A 21,387-nucleotide genomic window follows, 5' to 3' on the forward strand; every position below is an offset into this window, starting at 1 on the left:
AGCCGAATGCGCCGAAATGCCCCGTACGCCGTCGTCTGGAAACCGACGGTAGCGCAGCGGGGCGGGGGGCGCCAGTCAGCTCAGGGCACGACCAGGGCGGCGCTGCCCATCAGGGTGGCGCGGGTCTGCACGAAGGTGTTGTAGCCCGTGTTGGCCTCCACCGGCAGATCGGCGCCGAGGCGTGCGGTGGCGGCGGTGAAGGCCATCTGTGCCTGGAAGGCCTCCTGCTGCAGATGCAGCTGGGCGTCGGCGGTGGTGGCCTTCAGGTAGCGCGCGTACAGCTCGCGCAGCGGGGCGGCATGGGCCTCGAAGGCCGGGGCCAGCGCGGGCAAGGCGGCCGGCGCCGCCTCCAGCGTGAAGACCGGGGCCTGGTAGCCGGCCGGCTGCTGGCGGCGGTAGGCCCCCGGCTCGCCGCGGCTGGCCTCGACATAGGCGATGAAGTCCGGGGCGGTGAAGATCTTGGTGCTGATCCGCCCGCCGGTCGCGTCGACGTGCGCCACGGTCTGTTCGTCGGGGAACGGTTCGCGCACGCCGAAGCTCCAGGCCTGGTCGATGAACAACGCGTGGGTCGTGCTGTAGGGCCCGTCGAAGCCCACGCCGCCCAGCTCGATGTGCTGGTTGGGGGTGCCGAAGTGCTTGAGCTTGTCCGGGTCGGTCACGTAGATCTCGCTGGCGATCACGTACTCGGCCAGCGTCGGGTTGATCAGGCCGCCCTTGCCGCGGGCGTAGACGATGAACCGCACATCGCCCAGTGCCGGGCTCTGCAGGTGGTGCTCGCCGGGCTTGAGCTTGACCGGGCGCGAGGCGTGCGCGGCGATCGGCAGTTCGTTGCCGTCGATACGCAGGGTGAGCGGCACGTCGCCCGGGTTGTCGATCTCGAAGGTCTGGGACGGGCTGGAGCAGCCGGCAATGGCAACGGCTGCAAGCAGCAGCACGGCGAAACGCTTGATCAAAACACGGTACCTGTCGAACGGATGGCGCGGGTCAGTTTGCCCACGGTGGGCTGTAGCGCACCTTCAGCGTGCGCACGGCGGGGTCGGCGCGCAGCGCGTCGACCAGGTGGCTGTCCACGCGCACGGCGATATCGCCGGCCACGTCGAGCATGCCGGCCACCGGTCCCTGTTCGGAACCGAGCAGCAGGTCCAGGCGCAGGGGCGTGCGGCCCGGGCGGTGGCGGTCGAGCAGCGCGTTGACACGGGTCCACACCGCGCTGTCCTGGCGCAGGTCCAGCCGCAGCGACAGGCGCGTGGCGTAGTTGGCGCAGATGTCTTCGTAGTCCCAGACCTGGCGGATGCGCAGGGCGTAGCCGCCGTTGAACTCGTCCTCGCGCAGGCCGCCCTTGACCACCAGGATGCGGTCCTTGGTCATCAGGTGGCCGAACTCGGCCAGGCCATCGGTGAACGCGCTGCACTCCACGCGGCCCTTGCCATCTTCGAGCTGCATGAAGATCTGGCTTTCGCCCTTGCGGCGCACGCCCACGACCAGACCGGCCAGGATCACCGGGGTCTCCTGGCGCCAGGCCCGCTTCTCGCCATCCTTGCTCGGGCGCGCCGGCGGAATCAGCTTCTCAAGCATGCCCAGGTCGGTGCCGACCAGCTCCTTGACGTCATCGGCGTACGGGTCGAACGGGTGGCCGCTGAGGTAGAACCCCAGCGTTTCGCGTTCGCCTTCCAGCAGCTGGCCCAACGCCCACTCTTTGGCCTCGGGCAGTTCCAGCTGCATCGCGGTGGTCACCGGGTCGGGCGCGCCGAACAGCGAGTTCTGGCCGGAGGCCTTCTCGCGCGCCATCTGGTCGGTGGCCTTGAGCACTTCAGGCAGCTGCAGCATGAGCGATGCGCGGTTCTTGCCGAGCCCGTCCATCGCGCCGCAGTTGATCATCGCTTCCAGCGTGCGCCGGTTGAGCTTGCCCGACTCCGACCGCATGCAGAAATCCAGCAGCGAGGCGTAGCGGCCGCCACGCTGGCGTTCCTCCACGATCGCCTCGCAGGCACCCTGGCCGACGCCCTTGATCGCGCCGAGGCCGTACACGATGGTGTCGGCACTGGACGCTTCGAACATGTACGCGGACTCGTTCACCCGCGGCGGCAGCACGGTCAGGCCGAGGTTGCGCACCTCGGCCAGGAAGCCGACCACCTTGTCGGTGTTGTCCATGTCCGAGGACAGCGTGGCCGCCATGAACTCGGCCGGGTAGTGGCGCTTGAGCCAGGCGGTCTGGTAGCTGACCAGCGCGTAGGCGGCGGCGTGGGACTTGTTGAAACCGTAGCCGGCGAACTTCTCCATCAGGTCGAAGATGGCGTCGGCCTTGGCTTCGCCCACGCCGTCCTTGGCCGCGCCTTCGCGAAAGATCTCGCGGTGCTTGGCCATTTCGGCCGGCACCTTCTTGCCCATCGCGCGGCGCAGCAGGTCGGCGCCGCCGAGCGAATAGCCGCCCACGATCTGCGCCATCTGCATCACCTGCTCCTGGTACACCATGATGCCGTAGGTGTCTTTCAGGATCGCTTCGGTGCGCGGATCGGGGTAGATGATTTCTTCCTGGCCGTGCTTACGCGCGTTGAAGGAGGGAATCAGGTCCATCGGGCCGGGGCGATACAGCGACACCAGCGCGATCAGGTCTTCGAAGCGGTCGGGGCGCGCGTCCTTGAGCAGGCGGCGCATGCCCGAGGATTCGAACTGGAACACCGCGCCGGTATTGCCGTTGGCGAAGATGTCCTTGTAGGTGGCCACGTCGTCGAGCGGCAGCGCGGTGATGTCCACCGGCGGGATGCCGGCGCGCTCGTGGCGCTTGTTGATCGCCTTGACCGCCCAGTCGATGATGGTCAGCGTGCGCAGGCCGAGGAAGTCGAACTTGACCAGGCCGATCTCTTCGACGTCGTTCTTGTCGAACTGGGTGACCGGGTTGCGGCCGCGGCCGCCTTCATCGTGTTCGGCGAACAGCGGGCAGAATTCGGCCAGCGGTTCGGGCGCGATCACCACGCCGCCGGCGTGCTTGCCGGCATTGCGGGTGAGGTCTTCGAGCTGGCGGGCCAGGTCGATCAGGTCGCGGACGTCGTCCTCGTTCTGGTAGCGCTGGATCAGCTCCGGCGAGGCCATTTCCGAGTCCTTGCCTTCGCCCATCGCGTCCTTGAGCGAGATGCCCAGGATGTTGGGAATCAGCTTGGAGACGCCGTCGACCAGGCCATACGGGAAGCCGAGCACGCGGCCGGAGTCACGGACCACGGCCTTGGCGGCCATGGTGCCGTAGGTGATGATCTGGCTGACGCGTTCGCGGCCGTACTTGCGCGCGACGTAGTCGATGACTTCGTCGCGACGGTCCATGCAGAAGTCGATGTCGAAGTCGGGCATCGACACGCGTTCGGGGTTGAGGAACCGCTCGAACAGCAGGTTGTACGGGATCGGGTCGAGGTCGGTGATCTGCAGCGCCCAGGCGACCAGCGAACCGGCACCGGAGCCACGGCCGGGGCCGATCGGGATGCCCTGGTTCTTTCCCCACTGGATGAAGTCGGCCACGATCAGGAAGTAGCCGGGGAAGCCCATCTTGATGATGGTGGCCAGCTCGAATTCCAGACGCTCGAAGTAGTCGGCGCGGGTCTTGCCTTCGGCGAGCGGGTTCTTTTCCAGGCGCGCTTCCAGGCCCCTGCGCGACTCGGCGCAGATCCAGCTGTCGAGGGTCTCCTCTTCGGGCACCGGGTAGTTGGGCAGGAAATAGGTGCCCAGGCGCATCTCGATGTTGCAGCGCTCGGCCAGTGCGAGGGTGTTGTCGATCGCATCGGGGATGTCGGCGAACAGGGCGCACATGTCCTCGGCGGACTTGAGGTACTGCTGGTCGCTGTAGTCGCGCGGGCGCTTGGGGTCGTCGAGGACGCGGCCGGACGAGATGCAGACGCGTGCTTCGTGGGCGGCGAAATCCTCCGGCTGCAGGAAGCGCACGTCGTTGCTGGCAACGACCGGCAGGCCGCGTTGGCCGGCGGCGAGGAGGGCAAACTGGTTGAAGGCTTCTTCGCCATCGCGCCCGGTGCGGGTGAGCTCCAGGTGCAGGCCATCGCCGAATACGCGCTGCCAGTCGGCGAGCTGCTGTTCGGCCAGGTCGTGGCGGCCTTCGCCGGCCAGGCGGCCGGCGAGGCTGTCGCGGCCGGCGAGCGCAAAGAGGTTGTGGCACCCTGCCTTGAGCCACTCCGGATGCACGGCGACGCCGCCCTCGGGGCGATGGCCTTCCATCCAGGCGCGGGTGAGCAGGCGGGACAGGCTGAGGTAGCCGTCGCGATCGCGGCAGAGCAGGGTCATGCGCCAGGGGGTCATGCCCTCTTCGGCGATCATGATGTCGGCACCGGCGATCGGTTTGATGCCAACGGTTTCGGCGGACTTGTAGAACTTGACCAGCGCGAACAGGTTGTTGAGGTCGGTCACTGCCAGCGCGGGCAGTTTCAGTTCGACCGCACGGCTGAGCAGGTTGGCCTGCTTGGCTTTCTTCGGGTCAGCCTGATCCGGCTTCGCGGGGACACGGATGGTCGAATCCGCCAGCGAAAACTCGGTGTGGACGTGGAGATGTACGAAACGGGAAGTGGACATGCCGGGCCAATGTAATGCCCGGTCAGGGTAGCGGCGCGGGCGGGGGCGGACAAGGCTTGACAGGCCAGGTCGGGGGGCGGGCGTTGCGGGGTGGGTTCAGGTTTCAGGGTTGGTTTTGCGGGTGCTGGGGCGATTGGCTGACGGCAACTGCAACTGCAACTGCAACTGCAACTGCAAAAGCAACGGCAACGGCGCCTGTCTTGTGCTGGTGCTGAGGGTGGGGTGGCGGAGGCAGGGTCGCGGGACACGCCGCAAGTACGTCCCTGTAGGCTCGCCATGCGCCATCCATGGCGCATGACGGTCCCGCGACCCTGCCTCCACCACCCCTCTACACATCTCTGGGGCGCATGGGGGAAGCGGGAGCAGGAGCAGGAGCGGAGCGGAGCCAGGAGCCGGAGCGGAGCCAGGAGCCGGAGCGGCTTGGTCGAGGGGTGAGAGAGGCGCCCCCGTGGGGGGAGGGGGAGGTAGTGCCGAGCGTTGCTCGGCACCTGAAGCCAAATCCAAACCCAAATCCAAACCCAGATCCAGATCCAAACCCAAATCCAGATCCAGATCCAGATCCAGATCCAGATCCAAACCCAAACCCAAATCCAGATCCAAACCCAAACCCAAACCCAAACCCAAACCCAAATCCAGATCCAGATCCAAATCCAAACCCAGATCTAAATCCAGACCCAAACCCAAATCCAAACCCAAATCCAAACGCGGACCAAGAACAGACCCAGATAAAAATCAGAGCCAGACCAGACTCAGCTTCCGCGTCTGCATAATCCCCAGATATCGACCCATCCCCTGCTTCCCAGCGCCCCCAAGACCTGCTCCTAAAAACCCCTGCGCACCGATCATCTGTCGAAGGGGGGCACGGTTGGGTTTGCGGGACCCGTTTTGCGCCATGGATGGCGCAAAAGGAGCCTACATGGACGTACTTGCGGCGTGTCCCGCGAACCCAACCGTGCCCCCCTCAACCCGTAACCACCGGCAATCAGGTTTTGGCTCTGGCCTTGGCTCTGGCTGTAGCTGTAGCTGTAGCTGTAGCTGTAGCTTTCAGCTCCGGCTCTTAAAAAAACCAAATCACCCCGCCAACACAACCCCGTCCTCAAAACACGCCCGCACCGGCGCGAAACTCCGCCGATGCTGCGGACAGGGGCCGTGCGAACGCAATGCAGCCAGATGGGCCGGCGTCCCGTAGCCCTTGTGCTGGTCGAATCCGTACTCCGGGTGCTGCGCGTGCAGCCCCAGCATGAAACGATCGCGACTCACCTTGGCCAGGATCGACGCCGCCATGATCGCCCGGTCCAGCCCGTCGCCGCCCACCAGCGCCTGCGCCGGGCAGGGCAGCCCCTTGGGCACCACGTTGCCGTCGATCCGTGCGAACTGCGCCACGTGCGCCACCCCCTCCACCGCACGCCGCATCCCCAGCATCGTCGCCTGGTAGATGTTCAACGCATCGATCTCGCCCACCTCCACCATCACCACATGGAAGGCCAGCGCACGTTCCTGGATCCGGTCGAACAACTGATCACGCCGGGCCGCCGTCAACTGCTTGGAATCATCCAGCCCGTTCAGGCGCGGCCGGTCCGGGCAGAACACCACCGCCGCCACCGCCACCGGTCCCGCCAACGGACCACGCCCAGCCTCGTCCACCCCGGCCACATAGCGCGGCGCCACCGTCGCCAGTGCCGCCCCGTCGAACAGCGCCAGCGACGCCGCCGCTGCGTGGCGCCGGCTCACGCCGCCGCCTTGCGCGCCAGCAACTCGGCCACCGCATCGGCCGCACGCGCCGACGCGTCCTGCCGCAGTTGCAGGTGCAGCCGCTGGTAAGTGTCCTGCAGGTCGATCGCCCGTTGCGGGTGGTCGAACCACTGCAGGATCGCCGCGGCCAGCTTGTCGGGGATGCAGTCGTGCTGGATCAACTCCGGCGCCAGGTCCTTGCCCGCCAGGATGTTCGGCAGCGCGAAACGGTCCACCTTGATCAACCCCAGCGCCTTCACGATCCGATAGGTCAGCTCGGCCACCCGGTACCCCACCACCATCGGCCGCTTCACCAGCATCGTCTCCAGCGTCGCCGTGCCCGACGCCAGCACCACCACGTCCGCGGCGATCATCGCGTTGCGGGCATCGCCATCGAGCAGGTGCGAGTACGCCACCGGCAACGCCGAGCGCGACAACTGCTCGCTGATCAACTGGCGACACGCCGGGTTGGCTGCCGGTACCACCACGTGCAGCCCCGGAATGCGCTCGGATACCTGCCAGGCCGCTTCGAAGAAAGGCCCGCCCAACCGGCCGATCTCACCCAACCGGCTGCCCGGCAGCACCGCCAGCACTTTCGCGTTGGATGGCAGGCCCAGCGCCGCGCGCGCCTGCTCGCGGTCGCTGTGCAGGGGAATGTCGTCGGCCATCGGATGCCCGACGAAGCGGGCATCGATACCGTGCCTGGCGTAGATCGGCGGCTCCATCGGGAACAGGCACAGCACCAGGTCGGCGCTGGCCCCGATCTTTTCGGCGCGCTTCTCGCGCCAGGCCCATACCGACGGGCTCACGTAGTGCACCGTGGTGATCCCGCGTTCCTTCAGCCAGCGCTCCACGCCCAGGTTGAAGTCCGGCGCATCGATGCCGATGAACACGTCCGGTTCCCATGCCAGCGCCCGCGTGCGGAACTCACCGCGCAGCTTCAACAGCCGCGGCAGGTGGCGCAGGATCTCGGTCAGCCCCATCAGCGCCAGCTCGCTGGCATCGAACCAGGTCTGGCAGCCGGCGCTGCGCATCGCATCGCCGCCGATGCCGGCGAACTCCGCATTCGGGAACCGCGCCTTGAGCTCGCGCACCAGGCCCGCGCCGAGCAGGTCGCCGGAGGCTTCGCCGGCGACAAGCGCGATCCGCACCGGCCGCGTCGAGCCATGCGCGTGGACCACCCGCTCGAGGGCATCGGCCGCCGTCGCCAGGTCGATGATCTCGGCAGTCGTGCCCGCTGGAAGGTGCCCGCCCGGCGCCGTCATCGCAGCAGCGGCCTCTCGGCGTGCTCGATGAAGTCCAGCAGGTCCTTGACGTCGGCACTGTGCTCGGCCTGTTCGGCCAGCTGCAGCTTGGCTTCGGCCAACGGCAGGCCGGCCACGTAGAGCGTACGGTAGGCGCGCTTGATGCTGGCGATGCGCTCGGCATCGAAGCCGCGGCGCTTGAGGCCTTCGCTGTTGATCCCGCGCGGGCGACCCAGCGAGTCGCTGCCCACCATGGTGAACGGCGGCACGTCGCCATTGGTCAGCGCGCCCATGCCCAGGAAGGCATGCGCGCCGATCCGGCAGAACTGATGTGCCCCGGCGAAGCCGCTGATGATCACGTAGTCGCCGACGGTGACGTGGCCGGCCAGCGTGGTGTTGTTGGAGAACACGCAGTGGCTGCCCACATGGCAGTCGTGGGCCACGTGGGTGTAGGCCAGCATCCAGTTGTCATCGCCAACGGTGGTGATGCCGCCGCCACCCTCGGTGCCGCGGTTGATGGTGACGAACTCGCGGATGACATTGCCATCGCCGATCACCAGCTGGGTGCGCTCGCCGTTGTACTTCTTGTCCTGCGGCTCGCCGCCGATCGCGGCGTGGCCGATGAAACGGTTGTCGCGGCCGATCCGGGTCGGGCCGTGGATCGAGCAGTGCGGGCCGACCTCGGTGCCGGCGCCGATCTCGACATCGGCGCCGATCAGGCAGAACGCACCGACGCGCACATCCGCAGCCAATCTCGCCGACGGGTCGATGACCGCGGTAGGGTGGATGAGAGGGGCGTTGTTGCTCATTGCAGGTCTCCTGCCTGGGTCATTCGCGGGTGCCGGCGCACAGCACTTCGGCGCAGGCGACCACCTCGCCGTCGACCTTGGCCACGCAGTCGTACACCGCCATGTTGCGGATGACGCGTTTGATCTCCACGTGCATTTCCAGCACGTCGCCGGGCACTACCTGCTTGGTGAAGCGGGCCTTGTCCACCTTGACCATGTAGAACAGCTTGGACTGCGCGTCACGGCCGAGGGTCAACTGGGTCAGCACGCCACCGGCCTGGGCCATGGCTTCGATGATCAGCACGCCGGGCATGATCGGCTGGCTGGGGAAGTGGCCCTGGAAGAACGGCTCGTTGATGCTGACGTTCTTGGTGGCGATGATGGTCCGCTTCTCGTAATCGATCGCGATGACCTTGTCGACCAGCAGGAACGGATAGCGGTGGGGGATCAGTGCCTGGATCTGCTTGATGTCAGGCATCTTCTGGTCGTGGCTCATTCCTTCTCCTTGCTCACAGACAGGATGCGACGGGCCAGGGCATCCAGCTGCTTGAAGCGCGCGGCGTTCTTGCGCCACGTGCGGTTGTCGGTCAACGGGGTGCCGGACGAGTACTCGCCCGGCTCATGGATGGAGTTGCGCACCACCGACTTGCCGGTGATGACGACCTTGTCGCAGATTTCGAGGTGGCCGACGACGCCGACATGCCCACCGAGCAGGCAGTAGCGGCCGATCTTGGCGCTGCCGGCGATGCCGGTGCAGCCGGCGATGGCCGAGTGCGAGCCGATCTGGACGTTGTGCGCGATCTGCACGAGGTTGTCCAGGCGCACGTCGTCGTCGAGCACGGTGTCTTCCAGGGCGCCGCGGTCGACGCAGGTATTGGCGCCGATCTCGCAGTCGTTGCCGATGCGCACGCCGCCCAGTTGGGGCACCTTGATCCAGGCGCCGGCGTCCATGGCCAGGCCGAAGCCGTCGGCGCCGAGCACGGCACCGGGATGCACGCGGACGCGCTTGCCGAGCCTGACCCGGGTAACCAGGGTGACCCGGGCAATCAGTTCGCAGCCGGTATCCAGGTGGCAGTCCTCGCCGATGATGCTGCCGGCACCGATGATGCAGTTCTCGCCGACGCTGCTGCCGGCGCCGATGCTGACGAACGGGCCGATGTGCGCGCTGGCGGCCACCTGGGCGCTGGGGTCGATGACCGCGCTCGGATGGATGCCCGGCGGTCGCGACGGCGCGATGTCGAACAGCGCCGCGATCTTGGCGAAGGTGGTGTACGGGTCCTTGGCGATCAGCGCGGTGCTGGGGGCGGCATCGGCGTCCTCGGCGCGCAGCACCACGATCCCGGCCTGGCTGTCGGCCAGCAGGGAGCGGTAGCGCGGATTGGCGAGGAAGGTCAGCTGGCCGGGGCCGGCATGGGCGAGCGTGGCCACGCCATGGATGGCGGTATCGGCCTGGCCATGGACCTGCAGGCCAAACTGCTCGGCGAGTTGCTGGGCGGAGTAGGTAGGAGTATTCACCGGGGGAGTTTACCGTGCGCCGCCGAAACGGTCATGCGGGTCGGGGTTTTGGACATTGGCCGGCTAGTGGTGGCGTGGCGCCCTGGCGGCTGTCGCGCGGCCTCATGGCGGTCAGCCACGTCCAGGACAGGCGTAAAGCCCGTCCATGGGTGCTGGTGGGCGGCAACCATGCAGCCCAACGGCCCAGGCCAGGACGACCCGCCACGGCCCGGACGATTCGGTGCCAGCGCGGACGAGGAGGACTGGCCGATGGCCGGCTCCCGTTGATCCCAGGCATTCGTACCAAGCAAGGGTCGATACGCACCCCACGCGGTACCGAGCAACGATCACGCCCAGCCCGACTCGGCACCGATCATTCCCCGCCCAAAAACGAAAACGCCGGGCAAAGCCCGGCGAATGCGTACCGCATCTGGTGGAGAGCCCCCTTCTTGTTGAAGGGGGCGCGCCGACAGGCGCGGGGTTAAGGAGGCAGGACGGGCCCCGAGGTTTGCAACGCAAACCTTGGGTTACCTTCGACGGTCAGAACTGACCGCCAAACGTAAATTGCAGGCGCTCGATTTCGTCGCCGTCTTCCTTCTTCAGCGGGAACGCGTAGCTGATCGAGATCGGGCCGACCGGGGCGCGCCACAGCAGGGCCACACCGGTGGACACGCGCAGCTCGTTGGCCTTGAAGTTGTCCACGCCGTTGTAGACGTTGCCGAAGTCGACGAAGGCCGAGATGCGCGCCGACGGGCTGTCGAACAGACGCGGGAAGTAGGCTTCCACCGAGCCCACGGTCTTGAGCGAGCCGCCCAGCGGCTGCCCGTTCGGGTAACCGGAGGTCACTTCACGCGGGCCCAGGGTGTTGTCTTCGAAACCACGCACCGAGTTGGTACCGCCGGCGTAGAAGTTCTCGAAGAACGGCAGGCCCGAGGCGGTCACTACGCGGGTGGTGCCGTCCGGCTCGGTGACCACGGCGGACATGTCCTTGCCGTAGCTGTCGCCGTAGCCGACTTCGGCGCGGGTGTTGATGACCAGCGACGGGATGATCGGCCAGTACTTGGAGAACTGGTAGTTCAGCTTGTAGTACTCGACGGTCGAGCCGGGCAGGGTGGTTTCCAGGCCGACACGCTGGTAGGTACCGCGGGTGGGCATGAAGTAGTCGTTGCGGGTATCGCGCGCCCAGCCCAGCTCGCTGCGCCAGGAGTGGAACGTCTTGCGGCCGACGGCGTTGATGTAGTCGATGATCGACTGCGGGGTCGAGCCCGGATAGGTGGTGATCTGGTTGCTGTCGATGCCCACCATCAGCGAGACGGTGTCGTTCTCGGTGATCGGCACGCCGAACACCACCTGCGCGGCACCGTTGGTGCTGTTGTACTGCGCGGTGTTGAAGTCGGAGTAGTCCAGTTCGCGCCAGGACAGGTTGTAGCCCAGCGAGACGCCGTCGTCGGTGAAGTACGGGTTGGTGTAGCTGAAGCCGTAACGCTGCAGGTAGCTGCTGCGCGACGCTTCGACCGACACGCGGTTGCCGCCGCCGAGGAAGTTGTTCTGCGACAGCTGCACCGAGGTGGTCATGCCGTAGGACTGCGAATAGCCCAGGCCGAACACGAAGCTGCCCGAGGTGGTTTCCTTGACGTTGTAGACCACGTCGACCTGGTCGTTGCTGCCGGTGACCGGCGGCGTTTCCACGTCGACCGACTCGAAATAGCCCAGGCGCTGCAGGCGGATCTTGGAACGATCGATCGCGGCCTGCGAGTACCAGCTGTTCTCGAACTGGCGCATTTCGCGGCGCAGCACTTCGTCGGAGGTGCGGGTGTTGCCCTTGAAGGTGATGCGGCGCACCGACACGCGCGGGCCGGGAACGACCTGCATGTTGATGGCGACGGTCTGCTCGGCACGGTTGCTGGTCGGGATCGGGTTCACCTTGGCGAAGGCGTAGCCGATGTTGGACAGCGAGTTGGTGATCGCGTCGGAGCTGAATTCCAGCAGGGCACGCGAGAACGTGTCGCCGGACTTCTGGATGACCATGCGCTCGACATCGGCCTGCGGCAGGATGGTGTCGCCGGTGACCTTGATGTCGGAGATCTTGTACTGCTCACCCTCGGTCACGCCGGCGGTGATGAACATGTCGCGCTTGTCGGGGCTGATCGACACCTGGGTGGAGTCGATGCTGAAGTCCACGTAGCCACGGTCCAGGTACCAGGAGTTGAGCTTTTCCAGGTCGCCGGACAGCTTTTCCTTGGAGTACTGGTCATCGCGGCGGTACCACGAGGCCCAGTTGTGCTCCTTGGACTCCCACGTCTCCAGGATGTCTTCGGCCGGGTACTTTTCGGTGCCCACCAGGTTGACGTGCTGGATCTTGGCCGCCTTGCCTTCCTTGATCGCGATGGTGATGTCCACGCGATTGCGGTCCAGCGGGCTCACCGTCGGGGTGATGTCGACGTTGTATTTGCCACGGTCGTTGTACTGGCGGCGCAGTTCCTGGGTCACGCGGTCCAGGCTCAGGCGGTCGAAGGTGCCGCCCTCGCTCAGGCCGATGTCGCTCAGGCCCTTGAGCAGCTGGTCGCTCTTGATGTCCTTGTTGCCGGTGACGGTCAGCTTGTTGATCGCCGGGCGTTCCTTGACCGTGACCACCAGGATGTCGCCCTGGCGGGCCACCTGGACGTCTTCGAAGAAGCCGGTCTTGTACAGCGCACGGATGCTCTCGCCGACCTTGCTGTCGGTCAGGGTGTCGCCACGTTCCACCGGCAGGTAGGTGAACACGGTACCGGAGGTGATGCGCTGCAGACCATCGACACGGATGTCGCTGACGGTGAAGGGCTCGGCTGCCTGCGCCAGGGCGGGCACGCCGAAACCGGCGGCGAGTGCGAGGGCAAGCAGGCGGCGATTGGGGAGTCGCGTCATGTCACGTCCGGTTGGAGTCGAATGCAATGTTGCGGGATGCCGGCGCATAAGACGACGACAAAAGGGAAAAAGTTCATCGCAGCGGCAGGCTGAGGATGTCGTTGTAGAACGCCAGTCCCATCAGCCCGGCCAGCAGCGCCAGGCCCACGTACTGCCCGGCGGCCATGGCGCGCTCGCTCAGCGGGCTGCCCTTGACCAACTCAATAAGGTAATACAGCAGGTGCCCGCCGTCCAAGATGGGGATGGGCAGCAGGTTGATGATGCACAGGCTCAGCGACAGCAGGGCCAGGAAATACAGGAACCAGTCGGCCCCGCGCTGGGCCGAGACGTTGGCCACCCGGGCGATGGTGACCGGGCCGGAAATGTTCTGCAGCGAGGCGTTGCCGGTCACGATGCGGCGCATCATGCCCAGCGAGTCGCCGGCCATCCGCGCGGTTTCCCGCAGCGCCGCCGGCAGCGCGGCCAGCGGCCCGTACTGGAGCTTGGCGTCATAGGCCGGGGCGCTGGCCTGCGCAAAGCCGATGCCCAGCTGCCAGACCGGCGCGCCCTGCGCGTCCTTGCCCTGGCGCGGGGTCAGCTCCAGCGCCAGCCGTTCGCCGCCGCGCAGCACCTCGACCATGCCGGGGCCACCGCGCTCGCCGAGCGTGCGGATCTGCGGGGTCACCTGGTCGGCACCTTCGATGCGCTGGCCGTCGATGGCCACGATCAGGTCGCCGGGCATCACCACGCCCTGGGCGGCCGAATCGGGCAGGACCTTGTCCACCAGCGCCGGTTGCAGCGAGGACAGCCAGCCCACGCCCGCCAAAGCCAGCACGTGGCGCTCGTTGAACCCGGCGGGCAGTTGCGACAGCGGCAGGCTGCGGGTGTGGGCCTGGTCCAGGCTGTCGCGCACCTCGATGCGGGCGTCGTGGCGGTCCATCGCCGCGGTGGTCAGGGCCATGCTGGCCTCGCCCGCGGTGGCCACGCTGCGGCCGTCCACGCTGAGCACGCGGTCGCCGGCCTGCAGCCCGGCGGCCTGGGCCATGCCGGTGGTGCGGCCGATGGTGGCCGAATAGTCCTGGCGGCCGAGCACGAACATCGCCCACAGCAGGGCGATGCACAGCAGCAGGTTGGCGACCGGCCCGGCGGCGACGATGGCGATGCGCTGCCAGACGGTCTTGTGGTTGAAGGCCTGGCCGCGTTCATGCGGATGCACCTCGACCTCGCGCTCGTCGAGCATCTTCACGTAACCGCCGAGCGGGATCGCGGCAATGGCGAACTCGGTGCCCGCGCGGTTGCGGCGCATCCACAGCGGCCGGCCGAAGCCGACCGAGAACCGCAGCACCTTCACCCCGCAGCGCCGTGCGACCCAGTAATGGCCGAACTCATGGAACGTCACCAGCACGCCAAGGCTGACGATCATCCACCAGACGGATCGGATGAACTCACCCATGGGCGACGATGCTGGAGAAGGGCGGGAAGGGCATTCAGGCGTGGTCGATGGCGGTTTGGGTGATCAGGCGGGCGCGCTGGTCGGCGGCCAGCAGGACCTCCAGTGTATCGGCGGACTCCACCGACAGTGTTGCCAGAGCGTTAGCGACCAGCGCTGGAATGGCAAGGAAAGCGGTCTTTCCCTGAAGAAACGCTGAAACCGCGACTTCGTTGGCGGCATTGAGGATGGCCGGGGCGGTACCGCCGGCGGCCATCGCCTGCCAGGCCAGGCCCAGGCAGGGGAAGGCGTCGTTGTCGGGGGCCTCGAAATCCAGCCGGCCCTGGCGCAGCAGGTCCAGCCCGCCGACGCCCGATTCGATCCGCTGCGGCCAGCCCAGGCCGACGGCCAGGGTGGTGCGCATGTCCGGCAGCCCCAACTGGGCCAGGGTCGATCCGTCGATGAACTCGACCAGCGAATGGACCAGGCTCTGCGGGTGCACCAGCACCTCGATGCGCTCGCCGGGCACGTTGAACAGGTGGTGGGCCTCGATGACCTCCAGCCCCTTGTTCATCAACGTCGCCGAATCGACCGAGATCTTCGGCCCCATCGACCACTTCGGGTGCGCCACGGCCTGGGCCGGGGTGACCTGCGCCAGCGCGGCGCGACTGCGGCCACGGAACGGCCCGCCCGAGGCGGTCAGCAGGATCCGGCGCACGCCGGCCCCGTCCAGGCTGGCATCGCGCGAGCGCAGGCACTGGAAGATGGCGCTGTGCTCGCTGTCGATCGGGATGATCTCGGCGCCGCCCGCGGCGGCCTGGCGCATCAGCAGTTCGCCGGCCAGCACCAGCGACTCCTTGTTGGCCAGCAGGATGCGCTTGCCGGCCGCGGCGGCGGCCAGGGTCGAGGACAGCCCGGCGGCACCGACGATCGCCGCGACCAGGGTGTCGCACTGGTCGCTGGCTGCCAGGGCATCCAGCGCGGCGGCGCCGGCGTGGGCCTCGGTGGCAAGGCCGGCATCGCGCAGGCCATCGCGCAGCGCGGCATACAGGGCCTCGTCGGCGATCACGGCGTGCGCGGGGCGGTGCGCGGCGCACAGCGCGACCAGCGCCTGCACCTGCCGGCCCGCCGCCAGCACGGTGACCTGGTAACGGTCCGGATGGCGCGCGATCACATCCAGCGCGGATGCGCCGATCGAGCCGGTGGCGCCGAACACGGCGACCCGGCGGGGAGCGTTGACGGCATCCATGGTCAGAATCCGAAGATTTCCTTGCCCAGCGCGAACACCGGCAGCGCGGCGAGCACGCCGTCGATGCGGTCCAGCACGCCGCCGTGGCCGGGAATGATGTGGCCCGAGTCCTTGGCGCCCGCGTGGCGCTTGATCAGGCTCTCGTACAGATCGCCCAGGACCGAGGCGAACACGGTGACCACGGCGGTGACGACCAGGCCGACCACGTGGCCGCCGTCGATGCCGGCCAGCCAGCCGAAGCCCAGCGCCACGATCAGGCCGGCGAGCATGCCGCCGCCCAGGCCTTCCCAGGTCTTGTTGGGGCTGATCCGCGGCGCCAGCTTGGTGCGGCCGAAGGTGCGGCCGGCGAAGTAGGCGCCCGAATCGGCGGCCCACACCACCGCCAGCGCGGTCAGCAGCCACAGGTGGCCGTTGTCGCCGCTGGCGTGGATGAGCACCAGCGAGGCCCATGCCGGCACGATGGCCAGGGTGCCGGCCAGCAGCTTGAGCGCGCGCGCCGGGCTGCTCGGGCTGGCGCCGAAGGTGAAGAAGCGCAGCCACAGCAGCGCCATCAGCCACCAGGCGATGCCGACCAGCGCGGCGATCTGGTACAGCACCAGCGAGCCGTCGCCGGCCCATACCATCAGCACCATCAGCAACAGGTTCAGCACCAGCAGCACGGTACGGGCGAGGGTGTCGTCCACGTCGGCCAGCTTCAGCCATTCCCACAGCCCGATCAGGAACACGGCGGCGGCGGCGGCGGCCAGCCACTGGGTGGGCAGCATGAGAATGGCGAGGATGGCGACCGGCGCCATGATCAGCGCGGCGATGACTCGGGTCTTGGTCATGGGGTGGACGTCTCGGTGGCCAGGGCGGCGATCTGGGCGCTGGTCAGGCCGAAGCGGCGTTCACGTGCGGCGTAGGCGTCGAGCGCCTGCTGCAGGACGGCGGCGTCGAACTCGGGCCACAGCACGTCGGTGAACCACAGTTCGGTATAGGCCAGCTGCCACAGCAGGAAATTGCTGATGCGGGTGTCGCCGCCGGTGCGGATGAACAGGTCTGGCGGCGGCAGGTCGGCCAGGGCGACCCGGCTGGACAGCATCGCCTCGTCGATCTGTTCGGGCAGCAGGCGGCCGGCGGCCACGTCCGCGGCCAGCTCGCGTGCGGCCCGGGCGATGTCCTGGCGGCCGCCGTAGCTGGCGGCGATGCTCAGGGTCATCGCGCGGTTGTCGGCGGTGCGCTGCTCGGCCAGCTGCATGCGGCTGACCAGCGCGGCGCCGAAGCGCTCGCGTTCGCCGATGAAGCGGACGCGCACGCCACGGCGGTGCAGTTCGTCCACCTCGCGGTCGAGCGCATTGAGGAACAGCTTCATCAGCGCGTCGACTTCCTCGCTCGGCCGGCCCCAGTTTTCACTGGAAAAGGCGAACAGGGTCAGCGCGGCGACGCCACGCTCCAGGCAGAAGTCGATGGTGCGGTTGACCGCGCGCGCGCCGGCGCGATGGCCGATCACGCGCGGGCGGCGTCGTTTCTGCGCCCAGCGCCCGTTGCCATCCATGATGATGGCAACGTGGCGCGGGATCGGCGCGAGGGTCGGGGTGGTCGGGGCCTGGGACATGGGGCTCAGACCGCCATCAGTTCCTTTTCTTTCTCGGCCACGACACTGTCGACGTCCTTGATGGACTTGTCGGTCAGCTTCTGGATGTCGTCTTCGCCGCGCTTCTTGTCGTCTTCGCTGATCGCCTTGTCCTTGATCAGCGCGGCGATCGCCTTGTTGGCGTCCTGGCGGATGTTGCGGATGGCGATCTTGGCGCCTTCGCCTTCCTTCTGCACCTGCTTGCCCAGCTCCTTGCGGCGCTCTTCGGTCGGCGGCGGCAGGTTCAGGCGGATGACGGTACCCGCCACGTTCGGGGTCAGGCCGAGGTCGGAGGCGTAGATGGCCTTCTCGACGTCCTTGATCATGCCCTTGTCGAACAGGGTGATGACCAGCGAGTGGCCTTCGGACACGCTGATCGAGGCGACCTGGTTGAGCGGGGTGTCGGTGCCGTAGGCCTTGACGGTGATGCGGTCCAGCAGGGCCGGGGACGCACGGCCGGTGCGGATGGAGGTGAGGGTGTGCTTCAGAGCATCGATGCTCTTTGCCATGCGCGTCTGCGCGTCCTGCTTGATTTCGTTGAGCATCGCCCGAATCCTGGATGTAACCGGTAATCGGGCGATTATAGGCGAATACGGGGCCTGGCCGCCTTATCGCTGCCGCCAGCGGCCGCTCCCCGGGGGAGCGGCGCGTGCCGCGTTCAGGCTGCCGGGTCGCGACCCTTCACCAGGGTGCCGATGTTCTCGCCGTGCAGGATCTTCAGCAGCTCGCCCGGCTGGCCCATGTCGAACACGCGCAGCGGCAGGTCGCTGTCGCGGGCCAGGGCGAAGGCGGCGGTGTCCATCACTTCCAGGCCGCGACGGATCACTTCGTCGTAGGTCAGGCTGTCGAAACGGACCGCATCGGCGTACTTGTTGGGGTCCTTGTCGTACACGCCGTCGACCTTGGTGGCCTTCAGCAGCAGGTCCGCGCCGATCTCGATCGCGCGCAGGGCCGCGCCGGAATCGGTGGTGAAGAACGGGCTGCCGACGCCGGCGGCGAAGATCACCAGGCGACCCTTTTCGAGGTGGCGGATGGCGCGGCGGCGGATGTAGTCCTCGCACACGTCGTTGATCTTGATCGCGCTCATCACCCGCGCCTTGGCGCCGAGCTTCTCCAGCGCGTCCTGCATGGCCAGCGCGTTGATCACGGTGGCCAGCATGCCCATCTGGTCGCCGGTGACCCGGTCCATGCCGCCCGCGGCCAGGCCGGCGCCGCGGAAGATGTTGCCGCCGCCGATTACCAGCGCCACTTCGGCACCGGCCTGCTGGGCTTCGATCACTTCGCGGGCGAGGCGGTTGATGACCTTCGGGTCGATGCCGTAGTCCTCATCCCCCATCAGTGCCTCCCCGGAAACTTTCAGCAGGATGCGACGATAGGAAAGATTGGACATGGTGGCCTCTGGATGCGTGGAAAACGCGGGAATTCTACTGGAAGCCGGGTCGCACCGTGAGAAAACTTGTTGCACTGCGGCGGCGGCCGGGAGGGCCCCGGCCACCGCCGGCGGGGCGCCCCGGTCAGGCCGGGGCGGTACCCGGAGAGCGAGCGATGACGCGGTTGCGGCCCAGGTTCTTGGAGCGGTAGAGGACGTCGTCGGCCGCCTTCAACAGGTCCTGAACATCGGCGAAACGCTCGTAGCCCCCCTGGGTCGCCACGCCGGCGGAAAACGTGACGAACAGGGGGCCGTCGGGGACTTCGGCCATGGGCGTGTTGACGATGTTGGCCAGTACCCGGCGCACCACGTCCAGCGCGACCAGCTCGGTGGTGTTGGGCAGCAGGGCGATGAACTCTTCGCCGCCGAAGCGGGCCACGGTGTCGCTGTTGCGCAGCTGTTCCTGCAGCTTGCCGGCGAAGGCGCGCAGCACCTGGTCGCCCATCAGGTGGCCGTGGGCGTCGTTGATCTTTTTGAAGTCGTCCAGGTCGATGAAGGCCACCGACAGCGGCCAGCCGTGCCGGGTGGCGCGCAGGAATTCCTGTTCCAGCACGGCCTCGAGCTGGCGGCGGTTGAGCACGCCGGTGAGCGCATCGCGGTGGGCCTGCTCGGCGAGGCGGTTGGCGCGGGCCTCGAACTCGTCGGCACGCTGCCGGGCCAGGGCGGCATCCTGCATTTCGCGCAGGTTGCGCAGGGTGGCCAGTTCCTGGGCGTGGTCGATCAACTGCTGCACGCGCGAGGGCGAGAACAGGGTGGTTTCGAACAGGGCGCTGATGTCGGGCAGGGCCTCGCCGATGCGGGCCAGCACCTGGTCGAACTGGGCGCTGTCCAGCTGCAGGGTTTCGTTGACCTGCTGCAGCGCGTGTTCGCGCGCGGCATCGGCGTCGGCGTTGAGCCAGATGTCGGCGACCGCGCCGGACAGCGCCACGCAGGCCTGGAAGGTGTCTTCGGCGGCGGCCGGCGACTCGCTGCGCGCGATGCTGTCCACCAGGTAGCGCGGCAGATCCCATTGCTCGGCCATCCAGGCGCCGACGTCGGCATGGCTGGACTGCAGGTGCTCGCGTTCCAGCGCGACCAGCGCGTCGTTGTCGGTGGCCTGGCGCAACAGCGGCAGGTAGGTGTCCGGCTGCGACTGGGCCAGCACCAGGATGCCCAGGTCCTGCAGCAGGCCGGCCAGCATCAGTTCCTCGGCCTTGCGCAGGCCGCGGGCCTGGCCGAGCAGGCTGGCGGCCAGGGCGCTGAGGATGCTGCGCCGCCAGGCGCGCTCACGCAGGTCCTGGCCCCGGCCCGGTGCGGTCAGGCCCTGGGTGACGGTGAAGCCCAGGGCGAGGCTGACGGTGGCGTTGAGGCCGAGCATGGTCAGTGCCTGGCCGAGGTTCTCGATCCGGCGGCGGCTGGCATACAGGGGCGAGTTGGCGATGCGCAGCATGCGCGCGCTCAAGGCCATGTCGATGGCGATGATGTCGGCGGCGGTGGTGATGTCCGCTTCCGGGTCCTGCGCCAGTTCGATGATGCGCAGGGCAATGCCTGGCGGCGAGGGCAGGTTGCGGCAGAGCGCCAGGGCGGCTGTCAGCTCGGGAGGCATGGCGGGATGATGTGTGTGTTGTGGCAAGAATACATGGAGTCCGTCACAGATTTGAGCGTTGATTCCTGCCCTGGGCTCCACGCTGGCGTGGGCATCACGATGGTGATGCGCCATGCCATGCAAGCCCGGCGGGCAGATCGCGGCGGGTGTGTTCGTCGCGCCCTTGGTAACACATTCGCCGGCGTAGGGGGAGGGTCGGAGGGCTCGGCTGCGGCCCGGCGCGGCGTTGCGGGCCGCGTAGCGCTACCATGCGCGGTTCATTCACAAGGAAGGCGCACCACATGGCGGTCAAGACGCTGCAGGAATTTCTGTCCACCACCCAGGAGAAGGACGTCAGTGCCGATGCTTTCGAGCTGGAAAGCCCGCACATGCTGGAGGTCCGGGTCGATGGGATGGTATGGGCCAAGGCCGGCTCGATGGTGGCGCGCAAGGGCGGGGTGAAGTTCACCCGGCAGGGGCTGCTGGAGCAGGGGCTGGGCACGCTGCTGAAGAAGATGGTGAGCGGCGAGGGCCTTCAGTTGATGAAGGTCGAGGGGCAGGGCCGGGTGTACCTGGCCGATGCGGGCAAGCAGGTGACGCTGGTGCGGCTGGCGGGGGAGTCGATTTTCGTCAACGGCAACGATGTGCTGGCGTTCGAGACGGGCGTGGCGTCGAAGATCACGATGATGAAGAAGGTGGCGGGGATGCTGTCCGGCGGCCTGTTCAACGTGAAGCTGAGCGGGCACGGGATCGTGGCGATGACGTCGCACTACGAGCCGATGACGCTGCCGGTGACGGCGCAGGGCGGGCCGGTGTTCACCGATCCGAACGCGACGGTGGCCTGGTCGGGGTCGCTGGTGCCGGAGATCGTGACCGACATTTCGCTGGGGACGCTGGTGGGACGCGGGTCGGGCGAGAGCCTGCAGATGCGTTTCGCGGGCGAGGGCTGGGTGGTGGTGCAGCCGTACGAGGAAGTGACGTTCCAGTCGAAGGGGTGAGGGTGGGGGGATGTGCGCTGGCGCGCGGCTTTTTTGCGTCAACGTCAACTTCAACGTCAACTGCAACTGCAACTGCAACTGCAACTGCAACTGCGGCGCCGCGGTGCTGCGGGTTGGGTCGGCGCGGGTGGGCTGGCGGGACACGCCGTGAATCCATCCCTGGAGGCTCGTGGGCGCCATCCATGGCGCCCAACGGTCCCGCCAGCCCACCCGCACCAACCCCCGACAATGTGCGGGCGCGTTGGGAGGGCAACGGCAACAGCCGGGGCGGTGGGGGGTGTCGGTTTGCTGTGGGGTGGTGGCTGGTGATTCAGTGGTGTTGGGTGGTGACGGGTGAGTCAGTGGTGATGGGTGGTTAATGGCTGGCGAGTGATTGGTCGTTGATTGGGGGCCGCACGGT

16 protein-coding genes are annotated in these 21,387 nt (G+C 67.5%); 1 reads left to right on the forward strand and 15 read right to left on the reverse strand.

From position 1 onward, the window contains the following. Positions 1-80 precede the first annotated feature (80 nt). The 15 genes from M2421_RS06135 to M2421_RS06205 all read right to left on the reverse strand — a co-directional run bounded on the left by M2421_RS06135 (position 81) and on the right by M2421_RS06205 (position 20,010). Positions 81-953 carry a hypothetical protein gene (locus M2421_RS06135; protein ID WP_259204042.1) on the reverse strand — a complete coding sequence of 291 codons (873 nt, stop codon included), beginning with the start codon at positions 951-953 and terminating at the stop codon, positions 81-83. Between the two features lie 31 nt (positions 954-984). Further along, positions 985-4,566 (reverse strand): DNA polymerase III subunit alpha, encoded by a 3,582-nt coding sequence (dnaE, locus tag M2421_RS06140; protein WP_259204045.1) that lies wholly within the window; start codon positions 4,564-4,566, stop codon positions 985-987. Between the two features lie 1,071 nt (positions 4,567-5,637). Next, the gene (locus M2421_RS06145) at positions 5,638-6,297 is read right to left on the reverse strand and encodes a ribonuclease HII (RefSeq protein ID WP_259204048.1); all 660 of its coding nucleotides are present in this window, start codon (positions 6,295-6,297) and stop codon (positions 5,638-5,640) included. After that, a complete protein-coding gene (gene lpxB, locus M2421_RS06150; protein ID WP_259204052.1) occupies positions 6,294-7,562 on the reverse strand; it encodes a lipid-A-disaccharide synthase in 1,269 nt (422 codons plus the stop codon). The genes M2421_RS06145 and lpxB overlap by 4 nt, the downstream gene beginning before the upstream one ends. Then, complete coding sequence (gene lpxA / locus M2421_RS06155) at positions 7,559-8,350, reverse strand: acyl-ACP--UDP-N-acetylglucosamine O-acyltransferase (protein WP_259204055.1); 792 nt, start codon at positions 8,348-8,350, stop codon at positions 7,559-7,561. Before lpxA ends, lpxB begins: the two co-directional genes overlap by 4 nt. A gap of 19 nt (positions 8,351-8,369) precedes the next feature. Continuing rightward, on the reverse strand, positions 8,370-8,825 hold the full coding sequence (gene fabZ, locus M2421_RS06160) for a 3-hydroxyacyl-ACP dehydratase FabZ (RefSeq protein WP_259204058.1): 456 nt from the start codon (positions 8,823-8,825) through the stop codon (positions 8,370-8,372). After that, on the reverse strand, positions 8,822-9,844 hold the full coding sequence (gene lpxD / locus M2421_RS06165) for a UDP-3-O-(3-hydroxymyristoyl)glucosamine N-acyltransferase (protein WP_259204061.1): 1,023 nt from the start codon (positions 9,842-9,844) through the stop codon (positions 8,822-8,824). The genes fabZ and lpxD overlap by 4 nt, the downstream gene beginning before the upstream one ends. A gap of 519 nt (positions 9,845-10,363) precedes the next feature. Next, complete coding sequence (gene bamA / locus M2421_RS06170) at positions 10,364-12,727, reverse strand: outer membrane protein assembly factor BamA (RefSeq protein ID WP_259204064.1); 2,364 nt, start codon at positions 12,725-12,727, stop codon at positions 10,364-10,366. A 73-nt stretch (positions 12,728-12,800) separates the two neighbouring features. Further along, a complete protein-coding gene (gene rseP, locus M2421_RS06175; protein WP_259204066.1) occupies positions 12,801-14,159 on the reverse strand; it encodes an RIP metalloprotease RseP in 1,359 nt (452 codons plus the stop codon). Between the two features lie 34 nt (positions 14,160-14,193). Continuing rightward, positions 14,194-15,384 (reverse strand): 1-deoxy-D-xylulose-5-phosphate reductoisomerase, encoded by a 1,191-nt coding sequence (gene dxr, locus M2421_RS06180; protein WP_259204068.1) that lies wholly within the window; start codon positions 15,382-15,384, stop codon positions 14,194-14,196. A 2-nt stretch (positions 15,385-15,386) separates the two neighbouring features. Continuing rightward, positions 15,387-16,211 (reverse strand): phosphatidate cytidylyltransferase, encoded by an 825-nt coding sequence (locus tag M2421_RS06185; RefSeq protein WP_259204070.1) that lies wholly within the window; start codon positions 16,209-16,211, stop codon positions 15,387-15,389. Next, positions 16,208-16,978 carry a polyprenyl diphosphate synthase gene (uppS, locus tag M2421_RS06190; RefSeq protein WP_259204074.1) on the reverse strand — a complete coding sequence of 257 codons (771 nt, stop codon included), beginning with the start codon at positions 16,976-16,978 and terminating at the stop codon, positions 16,208-16,210. The genes M2421_RS06185 and uppS overlap by 4 nt, the downstream gene beginning before the upstream one ends. A 5-nt stretch (positions 16,979-16,983) precedes the next feature. After that, a complete protein-coding gene (frr, locus tag M2421_RS06195; protein ID WP_256776804.1) occupies positions 16,984-17,541 on the reverse strand; it encodes a ribosome recycling factor in 558 nt (185 codons plus the stop codon). A 113-nt stretch (positions 17,542-17,654) separates the two neighbouring features. Next, entirely contained in the window at positions 17,655-18,386 is a 732-nt protein-coding gene (gene pyrH / locus M2421_RS06200) for a UMP kinase (protein ID WP_259204085.1), read from the reverse strand. A 124-nt stretch (positions 18,387-18,510) separates the two neighbouring features. Next, the gene (locus M2421_RS06205; protein ID WP_259204106.1) at positions 18,511-20,010 is read right to left on the reverse strand and encodes a GGDEF domain-containing protein; all 1,500 of its coding nucleotides are present in this window, start codon (positions 20,008-20,010) and stop codon (positions 18,511-18,513) included. A gap of 281 nt (positions 20,011-20,291) precedes the next feature. Here M2421_RS06205 and M2421_RS06210 point away from each other — a divergent pair, with 281 nt between their 5' ends. Continuing rightward, complete coding sequence (locus M2421_RS06210) at positions 20,292-20,987, forward strand: AIM24 family protein (RefSeq protein ID WP_259204108.1); 696 nt, start codon at positions 20,292-20,294, stop codon at positions 20,985-20,987. The last annotated feature ends 400 nt before the right edge of the window (positions 20,988-21,387 follow it).

This window comes from Stenotrophomonas sp. BIGb0135 (genome assembly GCF_024810105.1).
Lineage (GTDB): Bacteria > Pseudomonadota > Gammaproteobacteria > Xanthomonadales > Xanthomonadaceae > Stenotrophomonas > Stenotrophomonas maltophilia_AB.